The 21,315-nt window shown below is 40.0% G+C and carries 17 protein-coding genes; 4 read left to right on the top strand and 13 right to left on the bottom strand.

The features are described from left to right. Window positions 1-6: 6 nt before the first annotated feature. The 13 genes from I6F10_RS11095 to rsmD form a co-directional block, all read right to left on the bottom strand. Window positions 7-816 (bottom strand): DUF2797 domain-containing protein, encoded by an 810-nt coding sequence (locus tag I6F10_RS11095; protein WP_197098835.1) that lies wholly within the window; start codon window positions 814-816, stop codon window positions 7-9. A 22-nt stretch (window positions 817-838) separates the two neighbouring features. Then, entirely contained in the window at window positions 839-3,379 is a 2,541-nt protein-coding gene (locus I6F10_RS11090) for an EAL domain-containing protein (RefSeq protein ID WP_197098834.1), read from the bottom strand. Between the two features lie 112 nt (window positions 3,380-3,491). Continuing rightward, a complete protein-coding gene (gene purD / locus I6F10_RS11085) occupies window positions 3,492-4,775 on the bottom strand; it encodes a phosphoribosylamine--glycine ligase (RefSeq protein WP_165744701.1) in 1,284 nt (427 codons plus the stop codon). Between the two features lie 15 nt (window positions 4,776-4,790). Next, a complete protein-coding gene (locus I6F10_RS11080; RefSeq protein WP_197098833.1) occupies window positions 4,791-5,618 on the bottom strand; it encodes a class I SAM-dependent methyltransferase in 828 nt (275 codons plus the stop codon). 106 nt (window positions 5,619-5,724) lie between these two features. Continuing rightward, the gene (gene purH / locus I6F10_RS11075; RefSeq protein ID WP_182671439.1) at window positions 5,725-7,311 is read right to left on the bottom strand and encodes a bifunctional phosphoribosylaminoimidazolecarboxamide formyltransferase/IMP cyclohydrolase; all 1,587 of its coding nucleotides are present in this window, start codon (window positions 7,309-7,311) and stop codon (window positions 5,725-5,727) included. 325 nt (window positions 7,312-7,636) lie between these two features. Further along, window positions 7,637-7,927, bottom strand: a complete 291-nt coding sequence (gene fis, locus I6F10_RS11070; protein WP_002957804.1) for a DNA-binding transcriptional regulator Fis — start codon at window positions 7,925-7,927, stop codon at window positions 7,637-7,639. Window positions 7,928-7,946: 19 nt separating this feature from the next. After that, window positions 7,947-8,918, bottom strand: coding sequence for a tRNA dihydrouridine synthase DusB (gene dusB, locus I6F10_RS11065; protein WP_197098841.1), 972 nt, complete (start codon window positions 8,916-8,918; stop codon window positions 7,947-7,949). A gap of 282 nt (window positions 8,919-9,200) precedes the next feature. Then, the gene (prmA, locus tag I6F10_RS11060; protein WP_002957801.1) at window positions 9,201-10,082 is read right to left on the bottom strand and encodes a 50S ribosomal protein L11 methyltransferase; all 882 of its coding nucleotides are present in this window, start codon (window positions 10,080-10,082) and stop codon (window positions 9,201-9,203) included. A 67-nt stretch (window positions 10,083-10,149) separates the two neighbouring features. Next, on the bottom strand, window positions 10,150-12,000 hold the full coding sequence (gene rpoD, locus I6F10_RS11055; RefSeq protein WP_002957800.1) for an RNA polymerase sigma factor RpoD: 1,851 nt from the start codon (window positions 11,998-12,000) through the stop codon (window positions 10,150-10,152). A 390-nt stretch (window positions 12,001-12,390) separates the two neighbouring features. Continuing rightward, on the bottom strand, window positions 12,391-14,142 hold the full coding sequence (gene dnaG / locus I6F10_RS11050) for a DNA primase (protein WP_165744708.1): 1,752 nt from the start codon (window positions 14,140-14,142) through the stop codon (window positions 12,391-12,393). A 244-nt stretch (window positions 14,143-14,386) separates the two neighbouring features. Next, window positions 14,387-14,833 (bottom strand): GatB/YqeY domain-containing protein, encoded by a 447-nt coding sequence (locus I6F10_RS11045; protein WP_197098832.1) that lies wholly within the window; start codon window positions 14,831-14,833, stop codon window positions 14,387-14,389. 19 nt (window positions 14,834-14,852) lie between these two features. Then, on the bottom strand, window positions 14,853-15,068 hold the full coding sequence (gene rpsU, locus I6F10_RS11040) for a 30S ribosomal protein S21 (protein ID WP_002957797.1): 216 nt from the start codon (window positions 15,066-15,068) through the stop codon (window positions 14,853-14,855). Window positions 15,069-15,213: 145 nt separating this feature from the next. Beyond that, on the bottom strand, window positions 15,214-15,819 hold the full coding sequence (rsmD, locus tag I6F10_RS11035; protein ID WP_165744710.1) for a 16S rRNA (guanine(966)-N(2))-methyltransferase RsmD: 606 nt from the start codon (window positions 15,817-15,819) through the stop codon (window positions 15,214-15,216). 207 nt (window positions 15,820-16,026) lie between these two features. Here rsmD and ftsY point away from each other — a divergent pair, with 207 nt between their 5' ends. From ftsY to rpoH, 4 genes are all read left to right on the top strand, one after another. Further along, window positions 16,027-18,048 (top strand): signal recognition particle-docking protein FtsY, encoded by a 2,022-nt coding sequence (gene ftsY / locus I6F10_RS11030; RefSeq protein WP_197098831.1) that lies wholly within the window; start codon window positions 16,027-16,029, stop codon window positions 18,046-18,048. 87 nt (window positions 18,049-18,135) lie between these two features. Beyond that, the gene (gene ftsE, locus I6F10_RS11025; protein ID WP_002957793.1) at window positions 18,136-18,813 is read left to right on the top strand and encodes a cell division ATP-binding protein FtsE; all 678 of its coding nucleotides are present in this window, start codon (window positions 18,136-18,138) and stop codon (window positions 18,811-18,813) included. After that, a complete protein-coding gene (gene ftsX / locus I6F10_RS11020; protein WP_197098830.1) occupies window positions 18,810-19,796 on the top strand; it encodes a permease-like cell division protein FtsX in 987 nt (328 codons plus the stop codon). The genes ftsE and ftsX overlap by 4 nt, the downstream gene beginning before the upstream one ends. Before the next feature lie 314 nt (window positions 19,797-20,110). After that, entirely contained in the window at window positions 20,111-20,974 is an 864-nt protein-coding gene (rpoH, locus tag I6F10_RS11015) for an RNA polymerase sigma factor RpoH (RefSeq protein ID WP_002957791.1), read from the top strand. The last annotated feature ends 341 nt before the right edge of the window (window positions 20,975-21,315 follow it).

Here is a 21,315-nt window from a genome sequence, read left to right as displayed (position 1 = left end):
GGCCCGTTAGCCTACGGTTACTTCATAAGACGTAAATTTACGTATATTAATAACGCCTTTTTCAAAGATTAAGTACTGACCTTTAATACCTTGTAAAACACCACTTACAACAGGGTCTTTATCAAAGTTAAATGAGCTGATTTTTGTTGGGTATTCGGTTACTGGAAAGTTTAAATCAACCACATCTTCATCAAGTTGCTCTATTGCTGTTGCGCCAAATAATTCACTGAGCTCGTTTAGCTTTTCACTAATTTGTGGGATCAGCTCGGCTGCTGCTGCCTTTAAGTCAATTGCGTCGTTTTGACCTTTTAGCATATTGCGCCAATTAGTTTTGTCGGCAATAAATTCAGCCAATGCAACTTCTACTAAACCAGATTGCAGGCGAGTTTGCACTTTAAAAATAGGTAATGCCTGAGTGGCGCCTTGATCAACCCAGCGAGTCGGTATTTGTGTGTGGCGGGTAATACCTACCTTTAAACCTGAGGTGTTAGCGAGATACACATAGTGTGGGATCATGCAGTTTTCTTTGCCCCACTGTGGCTCTCGGCATGTACCTTGATCGTAGTGGCAAGTTTCTGGTTTCATTATGCACATATCGCAACTAGCAAGCTTGCGCATACATACAAAACAGTGACCTTGAGAATAGCTTTTTTTGGTTTTTTTACCGCAGTTAGAACATAAAATAGTGCCACTAAAGGTAAGCGTAAGCTCCTTACCTATAAATGCATTTAAGTCTACTAAGTGTTCACCTACAGGTAAGTGATATTGTACTGGTTCGGTTAAGCTCGATTTTAGTTTACGCAGTGTGCCTTGCATCTTTACTTGGCCCCTAAAGATGTTAAAAAGAGGAGTCTAACATTTTTAAGCTATATTGGCTTTTTAAGAAGTGTAAATAGTCGGTGTAAGGCAGTGCTTTTGCGTATAAATAACCTTGGGCGGAATCAGCGTTCATATCTTTGAGCAAGTGATGGATTTCTTGGGTTTCTACCCCCTCAATTGTTATTGATAAATTGAGGTTATGCGCCATATCAATGGCTGTTTGTACAATAACTTGGTGAGTTGGGTTGTTAGGCAAATCAAAAACAAATGACTTATCTATTTTAAGCTCACTAAAGTGATAATTAACTAAGTAGCTAAGTGACGCGTAGCCTGTCCCAAAGTCATCCAGTACCACTTTAATACCTAATGCGGTTAACTCATCAATTAACTCTATAAGTGCATCTTGACTATCTACGAAGGCTGATTCGGTTAGTTCAAATTTAAGTAAGTGTGCCGGCACTTGGTATTTAATTAAAATATTTTCTACTTTTTCGGCTAAATTATTTATGGTTAAGTTTTTAGCACTTAAATTTACGCTAATTGTGTGCTCGTTATAGCCATTTTTAGTAAGCTCAACTATGTCTTTACAAGCTTGCTCTATTACCCACAGTGTTAGCTCGTTAATAATACCTGTGTGTTCAGCAAGTATTATTAGCTCTTCAATTGATAAGTTGCTGTAAGTTGGGTCGGGCCAACGTAATAAAGCTTCAGCACCACTTACGTGGTTACTTAATAAGTTTATTTGAGGTTGGTAATAAAGCGCCAGTTGATTTGTTTTGATTGCTTGTTGCAGCTTAGCGGCTAGAGCAACGTCCATCATCAGATTATTACCGTTTGACGATGACCCAACTTGATTAACGCTACCTTTTGCTTTTTTAAGCGCTAAATAACCACGCTTTAACCAATATTCAAAGTCGTTAGTCTTGCCTGCACTACTAATACCTATACTGTAACTAAGCTGCAGGTTTAGCCCTTTAATTTCATATTGTTTTGGTAGGCTACTAATTATTTTAGTCAGTAGTGCTTCTAGCATTTCTTGGTTTTGTGTTTTTGTAGAAATACAGGCAAATACACCACTGCTTAAATCGGCTAAGCGAGGACTGGTGTTTAAATCTGTTTCGAGGTTTGTAAATTCACGTTCATGGCTGAGTTCTAATTCAAGCTCTTTGGCTATATGCTTTATAAGTGTGTAGCCCTGAGAAGAGGTAATAATTGTATTGAGTGAATTAAAGTGACGTATTTTTATTAAACACAACGTTGTTGAGCGGTTTTGGCTTTGTAGTGCCATAAATGCTTGTTTTAGCTTGGAGCTATTAAGTAATCGTGTTTGTTGTGTATGCGTGGCATGATAAAGCGCACGTTCTCGCTGATACCTTACCCTGTCTGCTAATGCCATCGCCATTAAAATAACTTCACACAAAATAGCGACTAAAAAGGCATGGCGGGTTGCAAAGGTATACGGTAAAACACCAGTGAGTTCCATAGGCTGAATTGCCGCACCAAAAATTAGCGGTATCCATGATAAAACATAAAACTTAGCCCACCTAAAACCACTGCGTAACTTGTTATATATTAAAATAATACAAGTAATATAAAGCAGTACCATTACACCAAAAAATATAGGAGCCGCTATATTTTCAGGAATAAACAAGCTACATACAGCAAGAGTAAACATTAGCCAAAGTAGAGCTATGCTCATTTTGTAACGCCAACATTTATCTTTATGATAGCGCAAAAACATGGTGCAAAAAGCAAGGGTGAAAAAGGCGACCCCATAATTACTAAATACAATTTGTTCGTGAATAAAGAGCTGCCATTGCTTAGGCCATAAATAAAAACCAAAGCCCAGTACTGCACCCATTAGCGTAATAGCGCTGACGATGTAGCCAATATAAATTAAATAAACACGGTCTTTTATACCAAAATAAAGCACCAAGTTGTAAAGCGCAGCCATCAATAGCACGCCTACAAAAATACCCCAGATCCCAGCTTGAGAGCGCACTAAGTCAATAAACTCTTTATCACGATACAAGTTTACAGGTGTTTTACTTATGCCTATTGTGTCTATTTTTATTACTAGGCGTTGTGATGATTTTCTTTCTACTAAAAAGCGAATATGCGGTACGCTGTATTCAAACAAAGAGAGGGCTTCTTCTTTATCGCCGAGTTTGTATGTTTCAATTAGTTTGTTATTTTTATCGAGGCGATAAACCGTAAGGTGATCGACCATAGGGTTGTCAAAATGTGCTACAACATTTTGCTTGTTAAGACTTTTATTTTCTAAATCAAGAAACAACCAATAATTTTGTTGGCTAAAGCTCCATGGAACATCTGAAAATGGTTGATGAGTAAGTAATTCAGGTTGGTTAATGATGTTATCGAATGTTTTAGTTTTGGTTTTGTCAATATAGTAGGCGTAATCGAGGTACATTGGAGCCGTTTTATCAATTGTATATCGTGTAGGCACGACTAAGTTTGATGCCAATGTACTGATTATAAAAAATATAAAAATCAGTATGGCAACAGCAATTGCATGGTAACGTAAAGTTCTTAGTTCCAACGTTAATTTACTTTTAGAAAACCTTTTAATTAGTGTAGCACTAAAAAAGCGCAGGGAAACTGCGCTTTTTTAGTTAAATTAATTGGTTATACCAATGAATAGGTATTATAGGCTATTGCTCGCGTGCAATAGCACGGTAAGCTATATCTGTACGATATTCCATACCATCCCAGCTAATTTGTTTAACAAGCTCATAGGCGCGTTGCTGCGCTTGCGTAACAGTGTTACCAAGTGCTGTTGCGCATAATACGCGACCGCCTGCGGTTACAACGTCATTGCCACTTTGTTTAGTACCCGCATGAAACACTTTTTCACCTGCAGGGTAATCCACTTTTAGCCCCGAAATAGCGTCACCTTTAGGGTAATCACCAGGGTAACCTTTAGCGGCAAGTACAACACCAACGGCTGCGCGTGGGTCAAACTCAATTGTTGTTTTATCAAGTTCTACACGGTTAGCAGCTTCAATCAATTCAACCAAATCTGATTGCAAACGTAGCATCATTGGTTGAGTTTCAGGATCGCCAAAGCGACAATTGTACTCAATTACTTTAGGGGTGCCTGTTTCGTCAATCATTAAACCTGCATATAAAAAGCCGGTGTACGGATGGCCTTCGCTTGCCATGCCTTCTACCGTAGGGTAGATCACTTCGTTCATAATACGCTGGTGGATTTCATCAGTAACAACTGGCGCAGGTGAGTATGCACCCATGCCACCCGTGTTAGGACCCGCATCGCCATTGTAAGCGCGTTTATGATCTTGGCTTGTTGCAAATGGTAATACGTTTTTACCATCAACCATTACAATGAAAGACGCTTCTTCACCGTCTAAAAACTCTTCAATAACAACACGACTTCCCGCATCGCCAAAAGCATTACCCGCAAGCATATCGCGAATAGCTTCTTCGGCATCGGCCTCCGTCATGGCTACAATTACGCCTTTACCCGCAGCCAAACCATCTGCTTTTACAACAATTGGCGCGCCTTTCTCTTTTAAATAAGCAAGGGCAGGCTCAATTTGTTCAAACGTTTGGTAGTCGCCCGTTGGGATTTTATGACGTGCTAAAAAGTCTTTAGTAAACGATTTCGAACCTTCAAGCTGAGCTGCGCCCGCCGTTGGTCCAAAAATAGCCATGTTATGTTCACGAAACTTATCAACAACACCCAGTACTAACGGTATTTCTGGACCTACAATAGTAAGCTCTACCTTATTTTGCTGTGCAAAATTAAGTAAACCATCTAAGTCGTCAACGTTTATTGCTACGTTTTCAAGTTTTGGTTCAAGTGCAGTACCTGCATTACCAGGGGCTACAAATACAGTATTTACTTTGGTGTTTTGAGCGGCTTTAAACGCAAGTGCGTGTTCGCGGCCGCCGCTGCCAATGACTAAAACATTCATGGCGAAAATTCCTATTTAAAGCGGTTTCTTAAATTTCAGCGTCATGCGGTCGCTTTCACCAATGGCTTTATATTTGTCAGCATCTTGTTCGCCGAGTCTTAAGCTTGGTGGTAGCGTCCATACACCTTTAGGGTGATCGGCTGTATCTTTTGGATTTGCATTTATTTCACTGCTTGCTACTAATTCAAACCCAGCTTGTTCAGCAAGGTCTACTACGTAGCTCTGCTTCATATAACCTGATGTTTTTTGATCTTCATCAGCACGCTCTTCAGCTAAACGGTGTTCAACTAAACCTAATGTACCACCTGGTTTAAGGGCTTTATAAAAAGCTTGGAATGCACTTAATGCACCGCTTTTATCTTTGCCCATATACCAGTTATGTACATTACGAAATGTTAAAACCATATCGGCACTGCCAGCTGGTGCAATATCTAAATGTGTTACAGGTGCAAACTCAGTAATTTTAACGCTACTAAAGCGCTCATCTTCAGCTACTTTTTGTTTAAAGCCTGCAAGAGAGCGTTGGTAGTAGCCAACTGATGAATCAGCAGGGAAGTGCGCGACATAATAAGTGCCTTGCTCTTTTAATGCTGGCGCTAAAATTTCACTATACCAACCACCACCGGGTGCAATTTCAACAACTGTCATGGTTGGTTTAAAGCCAAAAAATGCAAGTGTTTGAGCTGGGTGACGATATTCATCACGAGCGCTGTTTTTAGCATTGCGTTCGCTTGATTGAAGTGCATGTTCAAGGCTTGATTCGTGGTTATGGCTAAGCGCCATAGCCATAGTCGATGTCATTGTTAGTGTGGCTACAAGTAGCGATTTTAGCGCAAATTTCATTGTTTGTTCCTTCACATTATAATTTTAAATAGGTTATTGAATAATCAGAATACGTGAATTTATAGCAAACAAAAAGGGTTAAACCAACGTTTAACCCTTTGTGTGATTAGTGGCGGAAATGGCGCATACCAGTTAGTACCATTGCCATGCCAGCTTCATCAGCAGCTGCAATCACTTCTTCATCACGCATTGAGCCACCAGGCTGAATTACCGCAGTAATGCCAGCGGCTGCGGCTGCGTCAATGCCATCACGGAATGGGAAGAATGCGTCAGACGCCATAACTGAACCTTTAACTTCAAGGTTTTCGTCGGCGGCTTTTATACCTGCAATTTTAGCTGAGTATACGCGGCTCATTTGGCCTGCGCCTACACCAATGGTCATACCGTCACGGGCATAAACAATTGCGTTTGATTTAACAAATTTAGCTACTTTCCAGCAAAACAGTAAATCTTTAAGTTCTTGCTCAGAAGGCTGGCGCTTAGAAACAACTTTTAAGTCGCCTTGCGTTACCATGCCTAAGTCGCGGTCTTGAACTAAAATACCGCCGTTAACGCGTTTAATATCTTGGCCAGCTGCTTTACCTGTCCACTGTCCACACTCTAATAGGCGCACGTTCTTTTTAGCTTCAACAATTTTTGCAGCGTCGCTCGAAATACTAGGTGCAATAATTACTTCAACAAACTGACGGTCAACAATTGCTTGTGCAGTTGCTGCATCTAGCTCTCGGTTAAAGGCAATAATGCCACCAAATGCTGATGTAGGGTCTGTTTTAAAAGCGCGCTCGTATGCTTGTAGAATATTGCTCCCAATTGAAACACCACACGGATTAGCATGTTTTACAATTACGCACGCAGGTACGTCAAATTCTTTAACACATTCAAGTGCTGCATCGGTATCTGCAATGTTGTTAAACGAAAGGGCCTTACCTTGCAATTGAGTTGCTGTTGCAACTGATGCTTCAGCAATGTCATTTTCAACATAAAAAGCAGCATCTTGATGTGAGTTTTCACCGTAACGCATATCTTGCTTTTTAGTGAACTGCATATTGATAGTACGTGGGAATTTAGTCTCTACAGCAGCTTCCTCGGTGTAATCAGGCACCATTTTACCGAAGTAGTTAGCAATCATGCCATCGTATTGTGCTGTGTGCTCGTAGGCGGCAATCGCTAAATCAAAACGTGTTTTGTACGTTGTTGAACCATTGTTGTTTTGCATTTCGCTAATAACACGGTCGTAGTCGCTCGCGTTTACCACGATTGTTACATCTTTGTGGTTTTTAGCTGCTGCACGAACCATTGTAGGGCCGCCAATATCAATATTTTCAATGGCATCTTCAAGGCTGCAGTTTTCTTGAGCGACTGTATTCGCAAAGGGGTATAAGTTAACTACAACTATGTCGATAGCAGAAATGTTGTTATCTGCCATTACGCTTTCATCTTGTCCGCGACGGGCTAATATGCCGCCGTGAATTTTTGGGTGAAGAGTTTTTACGCGACCATCCATGATTTCAGGGTGGCCTGTGTGATCTGATACTTCAGTCACTTTTATGGCGTTATCAGCAAGTAGTTTACATGTGCCGCCAGTTGATAAAATATCAACGCCTTGCGCTTCAAGTGCGCGGGCAAATTCAACAATACCGGTTTTATCAGACACACTTAATAGTGCGCGACGAATGGGACGATGAGTATCCATTGTAGTTTGATTTCCTCAGTTAATGAGCTAGCTTAGAAGCGGGCATTTTAACTGATTACTACTCAAAAAACGACTTATAAAGGCTCAATAAGCGTGAGCATTTTGCAATTTAGTTAATAAACTGTAGGCATAAAAAAAGCACCCTAAGGTGCTTTTTTTGCATAATACCAGTTGTATTGGATTAGTAAGTAGTAATAACGATAGAAGAACAAGTCTATAACAAGGCAAAAATTTTGCAGTGTAGTTATTCTACATAAAAAATTTTTAACGACGTTATGGGCTTGTTTAGCTCGTTAGAATACTTACGCTTTCAATATAATTGGTATTAGTTCATGCCGTATTTTTTAAGCTTTTTACGTAAAGTACCACGGTTGATACCTAGTAAAATTGCTGCACGAGTTTGGTTACCACGTGTATATGTCATTACTTCTTCAAGTAATGGCGCTTCTAGCTCTGAAAGAACAAGGTCGTAAACGTCTTGCACATCTTGACCGTTAAGCTGCTTTAAATAGTGGTGAACAGCTTTTTTTACTGCATCACGCAATGGCTGCGGTTTCTCGTGTGACTGAACATGAGGGTTAGTGATAAATGGAGAAGTCACGTTTTGTTCGAACATTATTAAGTCTCTTTCTTTCTTAGTTAGCTGCTAGTGTTTTAAAGTATTGCTCTAATGCGACGACCTGTGCCTGTGGGTTGTCGAGCGCATTAAATACTCGCCTAAACTGACCATCACTGTCATGGGTTTGCAAATACCAAGATACATGTTTGCGAGCAATTCGCGCTCCCATTGGCTCACCGTAAAACATATGGAGGTTTGTTAAATGCTCCATTAATATACTGCGCACCTCTGCAATAGCAGGTGGCTGTAAATGTTCCCCAGTTCGCAAATAGTGGTCTATCTCCCTAAATATCCAAGGGCGACCTTGGGCGGCTCGGCCAATCATAATGGCATCTGCACCCGTATAGTCTAAAACCTGTTTTGCTTTTTCTGGTGATGTAATATCACCATTGGCAACAACAGGAATCGACACTGAACGTTTTATATCCCTAATCGTGGCGTACTCAGCATCACCTTTGTACATACATGCGCGCGTACGCCCATGTACAGCAAGTGATGCAATGCCATAACGTTCAGCTATTCTCGCAATCTCTACACCATTACGGTTATCCGGATCCCATCCTGTACGGATTTTAAGTGTCACAGGTATATCAACAGCATTAACGACTGCATCAATAATCTCTTCCACAAGTTCAGGAAACTGTAATAAGGCAGAGCCTGCGAGTTTCTTGTTCACTTTTTTTGCTGGGCACCCCATATTGATATCTATGATCTGTGCACCATTAGCAACATTGAATTGTGCGGCCTGCACCATAAGCTCAGGATCTGCTCCTGCAATTTGCACCGCGCGTATACCCGACTCACCGCTGTGATCCATACGGTTCATCGACTTTTCTGTTTTCCAAACCTTAGGATTTGACGATAGCATTTCAGACACAGCTAATCCCGCACCTAAGCGTCGACAAAGTTGTCTGAATGGTCTGTCTGTAATGCCTGCCATTGGCGCGACAATTACATTATTCTCAAGTTGGTATTTACCGATACGCACTATATTCAATAGGCCTCTTTTCAAGGGGCGCTAAGTTTACGGTTTTTTTCACAAAAATCAAAGGCTATAAATTGAACAAAAGTAACTTTTTTTTGCCCTTTTCGTATTGACATTTGATAACCACATGACAAGTAGGTTGATTTGTTTGAAATTCATACAGATTTTATTTTTTACAAGATAACTAGAAAATTTTTGGATATGTAAAAAAATAGTAAAGCCTGTTAAATACAGGCTTTACATGCATGTTTTGAGTTAATGCTCTAGATTTGATTGTTCGATTTATTACGCTTTTTTAGTGCCACTTACTCGAGTCCAATCACCTTCAACGGCAATGTCATCTAGTTCAATGAACGGTGCATAAATGTCAGCAACCGATTGCGCTTGTTCTTCTAAAATACCCGACATGGCAATTTTACCACCTGGCTTTAATAACCCTAAAATCACACTATGTAATTCGCGAAGTGGCTGGGCTAAAATATTAGCCACTACTATATCTGCACTAAACTCAGGTTGGTTTTCTGGAAGGTATACTTCGAGTTTGTCTGCAACACCATTTCGGTTCGCGTTATCAAGGCTTGCTTCAAGCGCTTGAGGGTCAATATCTATCCCAATCATACGCTCTGCACCTAGTTTTATAGCTGCAATACCTAAAATGCCTGAACCACAACCAAAATCAACAACCGTTTTACCCGTCAGATCTTGGCTTTCTAACCATTTAAGGCACAAGGCCGTTGTTGCATGTGTGCCCGTGCCAAAAGCAAGGCCAGGGTCTAGCAATACATTTACAGCATCAGGGTCAGGAATATCGCGCCAGCTTGGGCAAATCCATAGTTTTTCGCCAAATTGAATAGGGTGGAAGTTATCCATCCATTCACGTTCCCAGTCTTTATCTTCAAGTTGCTCGATTTTGTATACTAAATTGTCTTTTAGCTCATCATGGCGCTTTAATAACGCAACGACTGCGTTCATATCATGATTAGCTTCGAACAAGCCAATAACTGTGGTATCAGCCCAGAACACAACGGTGCCAATTTTAGGCTCGTAGATAGGGGTGTCTTTTGCGTCAATAAAGGTTACTGAAGCACTACCCGCTTCCATTAATAGATCGCTTACGGCATCAGCTGTTGCAGCATTGGCATTAATACGAATTTGGATCCAAGCCATGGTTATTTCCTTCAAATAGAAAAAAGGCCGCTATAGCGGCCTTTTTAGTTTATATAGTAGCGCTAAATTATTTAGCGTCTAAAAAGCTTTTCAGTAAATCTGAGCGAGAAGGGTGGCGTAATTTACGCAGCGCTTTCGCTTCTATTTGACGAATACGTTCACGTGTTACGTCAAACTGTTTACCTACTTCTTCTAAGGTGTGGTCGGTATTCATATCAATACCAAAACGCATACGTAGTACTTTAGCTTCACGAGCTGTTAAGCCTGCAAGTACATCGTTAGTTGCGCCACGAAGAGATTCCATTGTTGCCGAATCGATTGGCGAATCAATAGTTGTATCTTCGATAAAGTCACCTAAGTGAGAATCTTCATCATCACCGATTGGTGTTTCCATTGAAATTGGCTCTTTAGCAATCTTAAGTACCTTACGGATTTTATCCTCAGGCATCATCATGCGTTCTGCTAATTCTTCTGGATTTGGCTCACGACCCATTTCTTGTAACATTTGACGAGAGATGCGGTTAAGTTTATTAATCGTTTCAATCATATGTACAGGGATACGGATTGTTCTTGCTTGGTCAGCAATAGAGCGTGTGATTGCTTGACGTATCCACCACGTAGCATAAGTAGAGAACTTATAACCACGGCGATATTCAAACTTATCAACCGCTTTCATCAGACCAATGTTACCTTCTTGGATTAAATCTAAGAATTGTAAGCCACGGTTTGTGTATTTTTTAGCAATTGAGATTACAAGACGTAAGTTAGCTTCAACCATTTCTTTTTTCGCACGGCGTGCTTTCGCTTCACCTATGCTCATTCGACGGTTGATGTCTTTAATACGCTCAATGCTTAAACCTGTTGTTTGTTCAATAACAGATAATTTATTAATGCTACGAATGATTTCTGGCTTAACTTCTTCAAGTTTAGCTGAATACTTTTCGTTACCTGAAATTTCTAAATCAACCCAAGAAGCGTCAGTTTCGTTATTAGCAAAATGCTTAACGAATGTTTTCTTTGGTAATTTAGCAATTTGAACAGCTTGCTTCATGATTAGGCGTTCTTGAACACGAACTCGATCCATCATTTCACGCATGTTATTTACCATGCGGTCAAACTGTTTAGGTATTAATTTAAATGTTCTGAAAAGCTCACCAATTTCAAAAATGGCTGCTTGTGATTCAGGATGCGAACGACCTTTAGCTTCAAACGTATCACGTGCTTTATTATATAAATCACGTAAATTTTCAAAATGAATACGAGCTTCTTCAGGATCTGGCCCTGTGTCTATCTCTTCTTCATCTTCATCATCGCTATCAGCATCATCTTTGTCATCTTTATCGTCGTCCTCAAGTTGCTTAGCACTTAATTCTGAACCGATGTTAGTTGCTGAAATTGGCGCTGTATCTTCATTAGGATCGATAAAACCAACGATAATATCGCTTAAACGCATTTCTTCAGCTTCAAACTTATCCCACTGCTCTAGTAGGTAAGTGATTGCTTCAGGGTACTCTGCAACAGAAATCTGTACTTGATTAATGCCTTCTTCAATACGTTTAGCGATTACAATTTCGCCTTCACGTGTAAGAAGTTCAACAGTACCCATTTCGCGCATGTACATGCGAACTGGATCCGTTGTACGGCCGATTTCTTTTTCTACAGTCGCAAGGGCTGCAGCGGCAGCTTCAGCTGCGTCTTCGTCTGTCGTTGTTTCTTGCATCATTAATTCATCAGCATCAGGCGCGTTTTCGCTAACCTTGATACCCATGTCATTAATCATGCTTATGATATCTTCTACTTGATCTGAGTCTATAATGTCTTGTGGAAGGTGATCATTTACTTCTGCAAAAGTTAAGTAGCCTTGCTCTTTACCTTTCTGAATCAGAAGTTTTAATTGTGACTGAGGAGTTGGATCCATAGAGATTGTTTCTTCCACTCTGATAAGTTGATACAACAGGCGCCATCATGTAGTTTGCATTAAAGCTAACTAGAATAATGTGACGCAGTGAATAGCACAGTATAACAGTTTAAATCAATTTTGACTAGGGTCTGTTGGTCTTTCAGGATTAAAGTTTGTTCTATCCAAGGGTGGTTTAATCGCGGCGCGAGGTTTGTAACCTAGTGGGCTAAGTAAAAACCGAGCAACAAAGAGTAAACCTCCCTTGGGTCGAACCCAAAGGGCAGCGCGTGTTTGGCATTTATGCTGCGTTATCGCCTATTTATGTGGAATAACCACACTACATAGGCTCTGTCTTGCCTAAATACCAAACACACTGCTGTAAACTTAACCTCGAAAGATAAACAGACCCTAGCTGTTAGTCGCTTTTAACGCTGTCATTAACAAATGACACTCAAGCCTTTCATCGCTACTAAGGCCTTGTGTCTTGTCCTTTATTAATAGGGTCTCGAGTCGATAATTTAAACACTGATCTTCAATAAACTTGAAAGTATTTTTAAAAACCGTCTCTAAACGTTCTTCATTTATTTCATGTTGCCACGTTGCAAGCTTGATTAATGGCTCGTAATCTTCAGTTCCTCGAAAAAACTCGAGCAGTTGCGCAGTGGTCACATTTTCTTTTTCTAAAGCTTGTTCTTGTAATCGTAATAACAGCCCTATGCCAGCAATGTTCATTTGTGCAAGCTCAGGTAAATACGGCACACTTTTAGCTAAATTAGGGTGCTGGATCAATATACCGATAGCTTGGCGCATAGGTGTTATTTTAAATTTACGTTCAATAGAGTGTTGTTGTTTAGGCGTTTTTAAACGGCTATTCAACTGCTCACGCGTTCTGCCAATTAAGCGTCCTAATTGTTCAAGAATGTTTTCTTGATAAAACTCACTTGGAATTTTTTCAATTAGTGGAAGTGCTGCACTAAGAAGTTTAGCTTTTCCTGAATCGAGTGTTAAATCAACCTCTTGGCTTAATTTATTAAACAATACTTTGGTAAAGTCATCTGCTTGGCTTAGGCGCAATTCGAATTGCTCCTTACCTTCTTTTTGTACAAGCGAGTCAGGGTCTTCGCCATCTGGTAAAAATGCAAATTGTAGTGCTTTACCATCGTTTAAATAAGGGAGTGCATTTTCAAGTGCCCGCCAAGCAGCGTCACGGCCAGCCCTGTCGCCATCGTAACAACAGATTACTTTATCAGTAGTTCTAAATAAAGTGTGCATGTGCTCGCTTGTTGTTGCTGTCCCCAGTGATGCAACTGCATATTCAATCCCTTGTTCAGCTAAGGCAACAACATCCATATAACCTTCAACAATCATTACATGATCAAGTTTTTTATGGGCTTGCTTTGCTTCGTAAAGCCCATAAAGCTCAAAGCCTTTATGGAAAATTCGGGTTTCTGGCGAGTTTAGATATTTTGGCCCTTGGTCGGCTTGCATTACACGCCCACCAAATGCAATAACGCGTCCGCGTTTATCGCGAATAGGGAACATTAGGCGATCGCGGAAAAAATCAAATTGTCTGCCTGGTGTTTTTTCTGAAGCTAGCTTTAGCTCAACCAATTGCTCTTTTTGTTCTTTATTACGACCAAGCTGTAGGCATAGCCCATCCCATTCACTGGGAGCGTAGCCAATCATAAATTTTTTAACAGTTTCACCGCTTAAACCACGGCCTTTAACATACTCAATAACAGCAGCAGAATTACTATGGTGTTTTAATTGGTGCTGATAAAAGCGAGCAGTATGAAGCATTAAGTCGTAATCGGAGCGCTTTTGCGCAGCTGTACGCTCTGGTGCTGAGTTTGCGCCTTGTTCTCGAGGTACTTCTAAGTTAAGCATGCTAGCTATTTCTTCAATAGCATCTACAAACTCTAGCTTTTCGTACTCCATTACAAACGAAATAGCATTACCATTAGCGCCACACCCAAAGCAGTGATAAAACTGTTTGTCTTGCGATACAGTAAATGAGGGAGATTTTTCGTTATGAAATGGGCAGCAAGCTTGATAATCCTTACCTGCTTTTTTTAGACCTACTTTTGAGTCTATCAGGTCGACAATATCGGTTCTGGCAAGTAAATCGTCTATAAAGTTACGTGGGATCTTTCCGGCCATTAGTAAAATACAGTCCTGAAATAATAAGAAGAAGAACGAATATGAAATTTACTTTTTTATACTTGCTTGATGCAAAATATAGTGTGCTTTAACTTACCAAAATGACAGCGAAATAAATAGGGAAGCTATAAAAAATTTCATTTTAAAGTAACCTAATCGGTGTACTTTTTATTAAAGTTAAAAACAAAGAAACCGAGCGCTAGGCTCGGTTTACTTCAATCATACTTTAATGTATGTGGGAGTATTAGGCAGTTAATCTTTGCTTAATTAAACCAGAAATCTTACCCATATCGGCTCGATCTTCAGCTTTGCTTTTGATTATACCCATTACTTTACCCATGTCTTGCATACCTGCTGCATTAGTATCAGCAATAGCCGCGTCAATGAGAGCAATTATTTCTTCTTCACTCAATTGTTGAGGTAAAAAAGTTTCAAGCGCTACTATTTCATTGGCTTCAATATCAGCTAAATCATCACGCCCAGCATCTTTGTACTGAGTGTAAGAGTCACGACGTTGTTTAACAAGCTTCACTATAACGGAGGTAATACCTGCGTCGTCTAGTGTTATTTGCTCGTCAATTTCACGTTGCTTGATTGCAGCAAGTACCATACGAATAGGGTTAAGACGTTGCTTGTCTTTAGCTCTCATCGCATCTTTTTGCGCATCTTTTAGCGTTATTAAAAGGCTCATTTATACAAGACCTAATATATTAGTATAATTTAACGCGACGAGCGTTATCACGAGAAAGTTTTTTCATGTGACGTTTAACTGCAGCAGCTTTTTTACGCTTACGCTCAGCTGTTGGTTTTTCATAGTGCTCGCGACGACGAACTTCTGAAAGGATTCCTGCTTTTTCACATGAACGCTTGAAGCGACGAAGTGCTACGTCAAACGGTTCGTTCTCTCTTACTTTAATTACTGGCATTAAAAATTCACCTACCTAAATTATGAGCGTTGCTCAAGTTGATCAAACATTGATCAAGTGGTTCAAAAATGGTGCGGTATTGTAATCCGAAGCAACACCACATGTAAAGGACAATATTAACAGAAACGCATTACGTTAAACAGTATTAATTTGCTTGGCGCTGGTACAGTTGGCAAAGTACTTGCCCCGCCTTTTTTTCTTTAATTAACAACCAGTTGGTTGGCGTTTCCAAGGTGGCTAGCTCTGCCTCTACTTCAACATAAATTAATGCGTCGTTGCTTAACCATTGGTTTTTTTCTAATAAATCGCAGGTTGTTTGCGCTAAATCTTTACGAAATGGTGGGTCAACAAATACAAGATTAAAGGCTTCGTTTGTGTTTTTTTGCTCTAAAAAGGAGAGCGAATTGGTATGTTTAACGTATGCGTTGTCGAGCTTTAAAGTGCTAATATTTTGTTCTAATTGCTTAGCAGCTAATGAGTCGAGCTCGATAAATGTAGCGCTTTTAGCAAATCGTGATAGCGCTTCAAATCCCAATCCACCAGAACCGGCAAAACAATCAAGTACATTTGCGTCACGCGTATCTTGCATTAGCCAATTAAATACAGTTTCTTTAATTCGATCGGTAGTAGGTCTCAAGCCTTCTACGTTTTTAACAGGGAGTTTACGGCCTCGAAACTGACCACTAATCACTCTAATAAAGCCATCACTGGGCTTGTTAGTAGCTTTATTTTGCGTTGTTTTTTTTCTCATTTAGCTCACTAAAAAATGGTATATGGTATCTAGCTCAGATAATATTATGGGCGATTACGTGTAGCTTCATTTTTCAACCGCATTAAAAGTGTTACTATTGAACACTTACGTTTTGAATGGTTGTATTTATTAGCAACTATTGCTGGGCATTGCCAAGCTATTTCAAATTTTAGTTTATCAGATTTTTATAAGTGGTTATTAGCAAGTATGACAAAAAAAAGTAAATTCATGTCGTGGCTCGGTTTTGGCAAGTCAGATAAAAAAGAAGCAGAGCAAAAAGCAGCAGCTGATAAACAACAAGTATTAGCGCAAGAAGAGGCGCAGAAGCTAGAGCAAGAAAAACTAGCGCAGCAAGCTGAAGCTGAACGTATAAAAGCTAAGGCTGAAACAGAGCGCTTAGAGCAAGAAAAACTAGCGCAGGAGCAAGCTGAAGCTGAACGGTTAAAAGCAGAGACTGAAACAGAGCGTTTAGAACAAGAACGCCAGCGTGCTGAAAACGCGGAAAAGATTGCCATTGAGCAGGCCAATGCTGAATTGCTTGCAAAACAGCAAGCAGATGCCGATGTGCAAAGACAAGAACATGCGCAACGTTTAGCCGATCAAGAAAAAGAGATGCGCTTAGAGCAAGAACGATTAGCGGCAGAAAAAGTAGAGGCTGAGCGACTAGAGCAAATACGCCTTGAAAAACAAGATGAGGCAATCAAAGCCGAAAAGCTTGCAATAGAGCAAGCGAATGCTGAGTTATTAGCAAAAGAACAAGCGGATGCTGAAGCTCAAAGGCAAGAGCAAGCGAAGCGCTTAGCAGAACAAGAAGCGCAGATGCTTTTAGAGCAAGAACGCATTGCGGCTGAAAAAGCAGAAAATGAGCGCTTAGAGCAAGTACGTATTGCAGCTGAAAAAGCAGAAAATGAACGTTTAGAGCAAGAACGCCTTGCAGCTGAAAAAGCAGAAAATGAACGTTTAGAGCAAGAACGCCTTGCAGCTGAACAAGCAGAGAATGAACGATTAGAGCAAGAACGCCTTGCAGCTGAACAAGCAGAAAATGAGCGTTTAGAGCAAGAACGCCTTGCAGCTGAACAAGCAGAAAATGAGCGTTTAGAGCAAGAACGTATTGCAGCTGAAGAAGTAGAAAATGAGCGTTTAGAACAAGAACGCCTTGCAGCTGAAAAAGCAGAAAATGAGCGTTTAGAGCAAGCACGTATTGCAGCTGAAGAAGCAGAAAATGAGCGTTTAGAACAAGAACGTATCACAGCAGAACTTGCAATTGAAGAAGCTAAAAAAGCCGAAAAGCCAAAAAAAGAAGGGTTTTTCTCTCGTCTTAAAAAAGGCTTGTTAAAGACTCGCGTTAATATAGGTTCTGGTTTTGCGTCTATTTTTAGTGGAAAAAAAATAGACGACGAATTATTTGAAGATCTTGAAACTCAATTACTCACCGCCGATTTAGGTGTTGATACCACCATGAAGTTGATTGATCGTTTAACTGATGCAGCGAACCGTAAACAGTTAAAAGATGGTGATGCGCTTTATGAGTTAATGAAACAAGAAATGGCTGCGATGCTTAAAACGGCAGAACAGCCTTTAGTTATAAGCGAAGATAAAAAGCCGTTTGTTATTTTAATGGTAGGCGTAAATGGTGTTGGTAAAACAACGACTATTGGTAAAATGGCAAAGCAATTTCAAAATGAAGGTAAGTCGGTAATGCTTGCTGCTGGTGATACATTTAGAGCCGCAGCTGTAGAGCAATTACAGGTTTGGGGTGAACGTAACAGCATCCCTGTTATTGCCCAGCATACAGGTGCAGATAGTGCATCAGTTGTGTTTGATGCATTCCAAGCTGCAAAAGCACGTAATGTAGACGTGTTAATTGCTGATACAGCTGGACGCTTGCAAAATAAAGATAATTTAATGCAAGAACTTGAAAAAATAGCCCGTGTAATGAAAAAAATTGACCCTGATGCGCCGCACGAGGTGATGCTAACTATCGATGCAGGCACAGGGCAAAATGCAATTAGCCAAGTAAACCTGTTTAATCAATGTGTTGGTTTAACTGGTATTACGCTTTCAAAACTTGATGGAACTGCAAAGGGTGGTGTAATTTTTGCGGTTGCAGATAAGTTTAATATTCCAATTCGTTACATTGGTGTTGGTGAAGGTATTGATGATTTACGCGCTTTTAAAAGCGATGACTTTATTGATGCGTTATTTAGCCAAGATGAGGACGACGTTTAATTTACCAAAAAAGGGAGCTAGCTCCCTTTTTAATTGCGAGGAATACTAATTTCATTAATGTGTTAATGGAGTTGGCATAATAAAAAGATGATAAATTTTCAGCAAGTAAGTAAGACCTATCCTGGAGGGCACCGCGCCCTCGAAAAAGTTAATTTTCATATTAAACCGGGTGAACTTGCCTTTTTAACTGGCCACAGTGGTGCGGGTAAAAGTACGTTGCTTAAGTTAATTAGCTTAATGGAACGTCCTTCAGCAGGTAGTGTATTTATCAACGGTGTTGATTTAAACAAAGTAAACTCGCGTCAAATTCCTTATGCTCGTCGTGATATAGGTATTATTTTTCAAAATCATAGGTTATTAGAGCGCTATACTATTTTTGATAACGTGGCATTACCTCTCATTATTGAGGGGACTCACCATAAGCAAATAGCTAAACGGGTTCATGGCGCGCTTGACAAGGTAGGCCTAATTGACAAAGTGAAATGTCATCCTTCAATGCTATCTGGAGGCGAGCAACAACGTGTTGGTATTGCCAGAGCTATTGTAAACTCCCCACCAATTTTACTAGCTGATGAACCAACAGGTAATCTTGACCCAGAGCTTTCAATGGAAATACTCAAGTTGTTTGAAGACTTTAATAAACACGGTACCACTGTTCTTATCGCAACGCATGATTTGGGTTTGGTTGCACGTATGAAGTATCGTAGCTTAACCTTAAAAGATGGCCGTATGCTTCAAGACCCGCTTGCTGAGGGGGCACTATGAGTTTACTTTTTAAAGGTCGCCAAAATAGTAATGACAAGCAAAAAAAATCAGTATTAGCTGGCAGTTATTTTTTTATTATTAATATTTTTCGCCAAGGTGTGCATAGCTTAGGTGAAATGTGGCGCACGCCGCTTGCATCTATGATGACTATCGCTGTACTTGGTTTGAGCCTAACGTTACCTGCAACACTTTACTTAGTCGTTAAAAACGTACAGCAAGTGAGTAGTGGCTTTGAAGAGGCGAGTGAAATATCGTTGTTCGTTAAAGAAAGTATGAACGAGCAAGAAACGCAAACATTAGTAAAGCGTTTAGCACTTTACCCAGAAGTGGAAAGTGTTGAGTTTATTTCAAAACAACAGGCATTAACTGAATTTAAAGACGTATCTGGCTTTGGGCAAGCTTTGGAGTATTTAGATAAAAATCCATTACCGGATGTGGTGCTCGTTACTCCAACAAAACGTCACAGACACCCAAATTCCGCTAAAGTACTGCTAACTAAATTAGAAAGTGAACGTGAAGTTGATTTTGGTAAGCTCGATATAGCCTGGTTAGAGCGTTTAAATGCATTACTAGATTTACTTAAAGAAAGTGTAATAACCATCGCATTATTACTACTTACCTCAGTGACACTTATTATTGGTAACACCATTCGTTTGTCGATCATGGATAAAAAAGAAGAAATACAAGTAATGAAGCTAGTAGGCGCAACGAACACCTTTATACATGCCCCATTTTTGTGGACCGGTATTTGGTATGGTGTAATAGGTGGTTTGTTTGCCTTTATATGCATAGGTTTGATGATGTGGTGGCTTTCAAGCGCAGTGAGCAGTGTGGCGGGGGTGTATCAAACAAGTTTTTCGTTAATAGGATTATCGCTTAATGAACTCGGCTTTTTAGTGTTACTAGCAACAAGCTTAGGATTTGTAGGATCGTACCTTTCTGTAAATCGATATATTAAAGAAATAGAACCCGATAAAGTATAAAAACCCCTGCAAACTATAAGTGAACCAACCCAGCTTGATATGCGTAACGTATCGGACTGGGTTGTACCTCCCGTTATTAAAACTGTCATATTTGTGTACTATCCTCCCATAAAGTAATGAGTTGTAAATAAGGTGATGCGGTTAGGTTAATTGGCTGCAATCCCTCAATTCATCACTTATTCAGTCGCTTGTAGTAGACTAAACACATACTAAAAACTGCTTGATTTATACTTTTAAAAAGTTTTAAATTGGGGTTAGCACTCTTAGAGAAAGAGTGCTAAGATAGTTTCAAATGTTTATCACCGAGGTGAAAAATGAGTAAAGATTTATACGCAATGGCACTTACAGTCGGACAACAAAGCGCAAGCATGGACGGTTACCTTCAAGCGGTAAGCACTATTCCTATGCTTAAAGTTGAACAAGAGCAAGAACTTGCTAAAAGACTTCAGGAAGAAGGCGATCTTAGTGCTGCCAAGCAACTCATTATGTCGCATTTACGCTTTGTAGCACATATTGCTAAAAGCTACTCGGGATACGGCTTACCACAAGCTGACCTTATTCAAGAAGGTAATATAGGCCTGATGAAAGCGGTTAAACGTTTTGACCCTACAGTGGGTGTACGTTTAGTGTCGTTTGCAGTGCATTGGATTAAAGCCGAAATTCACGAGTTTGTTCTTAAAAACTGGCGCATAGTTAAAGTTGCAACCACTAAAGCGCAACGTAAATTGTTTTTTAATCTTCGTAAAAACAAAAAGCGTTTAGGCTGGTTCAACCAAGCTGAGGTTAGCACTGTTGCTAGCGAGCTAGGTGTGAGCGAAAAAGAAGTACGTGAAATGGAATCGCGCATGAGCGGCCAAGACATGGGCTTTGACCTAACTGGTGACGATAACGACGATGCACCAACAAGTACATACTCTCCAGTACAGTATTTAACAGATGGCGCAGCAGACTTAGCTGACGACGTTGAACAAGAGCAGTGGAAAGAGCAAGCGCATACTCGTTTATTTAGCGCACTTAAAACACTAGATGAACGTTCACAAGATATTGTTAGCGCACGTTGGTTGTCTGATGATAAAGCGACACTTCAGGAGCTTGCACAAAAGTACAGTGTATCTGCTGAGCGTGTCCGTCAGCTTGAAAAAACAGCGATGAAAAAGTTACAAAGCGCTATGAGCTAATATTGCTCAGCAGCAAATTTAAAAAGCCCTGCATGAAAATGCGGGGCTTTTTGCTTTTGAGTAGGTTGGTTTGAGCGAAGCGAAACCCAACGATAAAATATCTAATTAAGTAATACCGATATTCTGCATTATTGAATGGTTATACCAATCCGCAATAATACTTAATGATTTTACGGGGCTAAACGTGTCGCTACCTGCGTTAAAAAATTCTCATTTAGAGCAACTAAATAGCGAATTTTTTGCCTAGCTATTAACACGTTTTTCCGCCCTTAAAATAGACCACTTAATTAAGCGAATTGGTATTAGTTTATTATTCGGATATAGCATTATTTAAAGCTATA

The sequence above is a fragment of the Pseudoalteromonas sp. SWYJZ98 genome, from assembly GCF_015864495.1.
Lineage (GTDB): Bacteria > Pseudomonadota > Gammaproteobacteria > Enterobacterales > Alteromonadaceae > Pseudoalteromonas > Pseudoalteromonas distincta.
This window is presented reverse-complemented; position numbering and strand designations above follow the sequence as displayed.

Coding starts and splice junctions, on each gene's coding strand:
- prmA (WP_002957801.1), bottom strand. CDS start 10,082: ATGGCTTGGATCCAAATTCGTATTAATGCCAATGCTGCAACAGCTGAT.
- I6F10_RS11080 (WP_197098833.1), bottom strand. CDS start 5,618: ATGAAATTTGCGCTAAAATCGCTACTTGTAGCCACACTAACAATGACA.
- fis (WP_002957804.1), bottom strand. CDS start 7,927: ATGTTCGAACAAAACGTGACTTCTCCATTTATCACTAACCCTCATGTT.
- rpsU (WP_002957797.1), bottom strand. CDS start 15,068: ATGCCAGTAATTAAAGTAAGAGAGAACGAACCGTTTGACGTAGCACTT.
- ftsX (WP_197098830.1), top strand. CDS start 18,810: ATGAGTTTACTTTTTAAAGGTCGCCAAAATAGTAATGACAAGCAAAAA.
- rsmD (WP_165744710.1), bottom strand. CDS start 15,819: ATGAGAAAAAAAACAACGCAAAATAAAGCTACTAACAAGCCCAGTGAT.
- dnaG (WP_165744708.1), bottom strand. CDS start 14,142: ATGGCCGGAAAGATCCCACGTAACTTTATAGACGATTTACTTGCCAGA.
- purH (WP_182671439.1), bottom strand. CDS start 7,311: ATGGATACTCATCGTCCCATTCGTCGCGCACTATTAAGTGTGTCTGAT.
- rpoH (WP_002957791.1), top strand. CDS start 20,111: ATGAGTAAAGATTTATACGCAATGGCACTTACAGTCGGACAACAAAGC.
- ftsE (WP_002957793.1), top strand. CDS start 18,136: ATGATAAATTTTCAGCAAGTAAGTAAGACCTATCCTGGAGGGCACCGC.
- purD (WP_165744701.1), bottom strand. CDS start 4,775: ATGAATGTTTTAGTCATTGGCAGCGGCGGCCGCGAACACGCACTTGCG.
- I6F10_RS11095 (WP_197098835.1), bottom strand. CDS start 816: ATGCAAGGCACACTGCGTAAACTAAAATCGAGCTTAACCGAACCAGTA.
- rpoD (WP_002957800.1), bottom strand. CDS start 12,000: ATGGATCCAACTCCTCAGTCACAATTAAAACTTCTGATTCAGAAAGGT.
- I6F10_RS11045 (WP_197098832.1), bottom strand. CDS start 14,833: ATGAGCCTTTTAATAACGCTAAAAGATGCGCAAAAAGATGCGATGAGA.
- ftsY (WP_197098831.1), top strand. CDS start 16,027: ATGACAAAAAAAAGTAAATTCATGTCGTGGCTCGGTTTTGGCAAGTCA.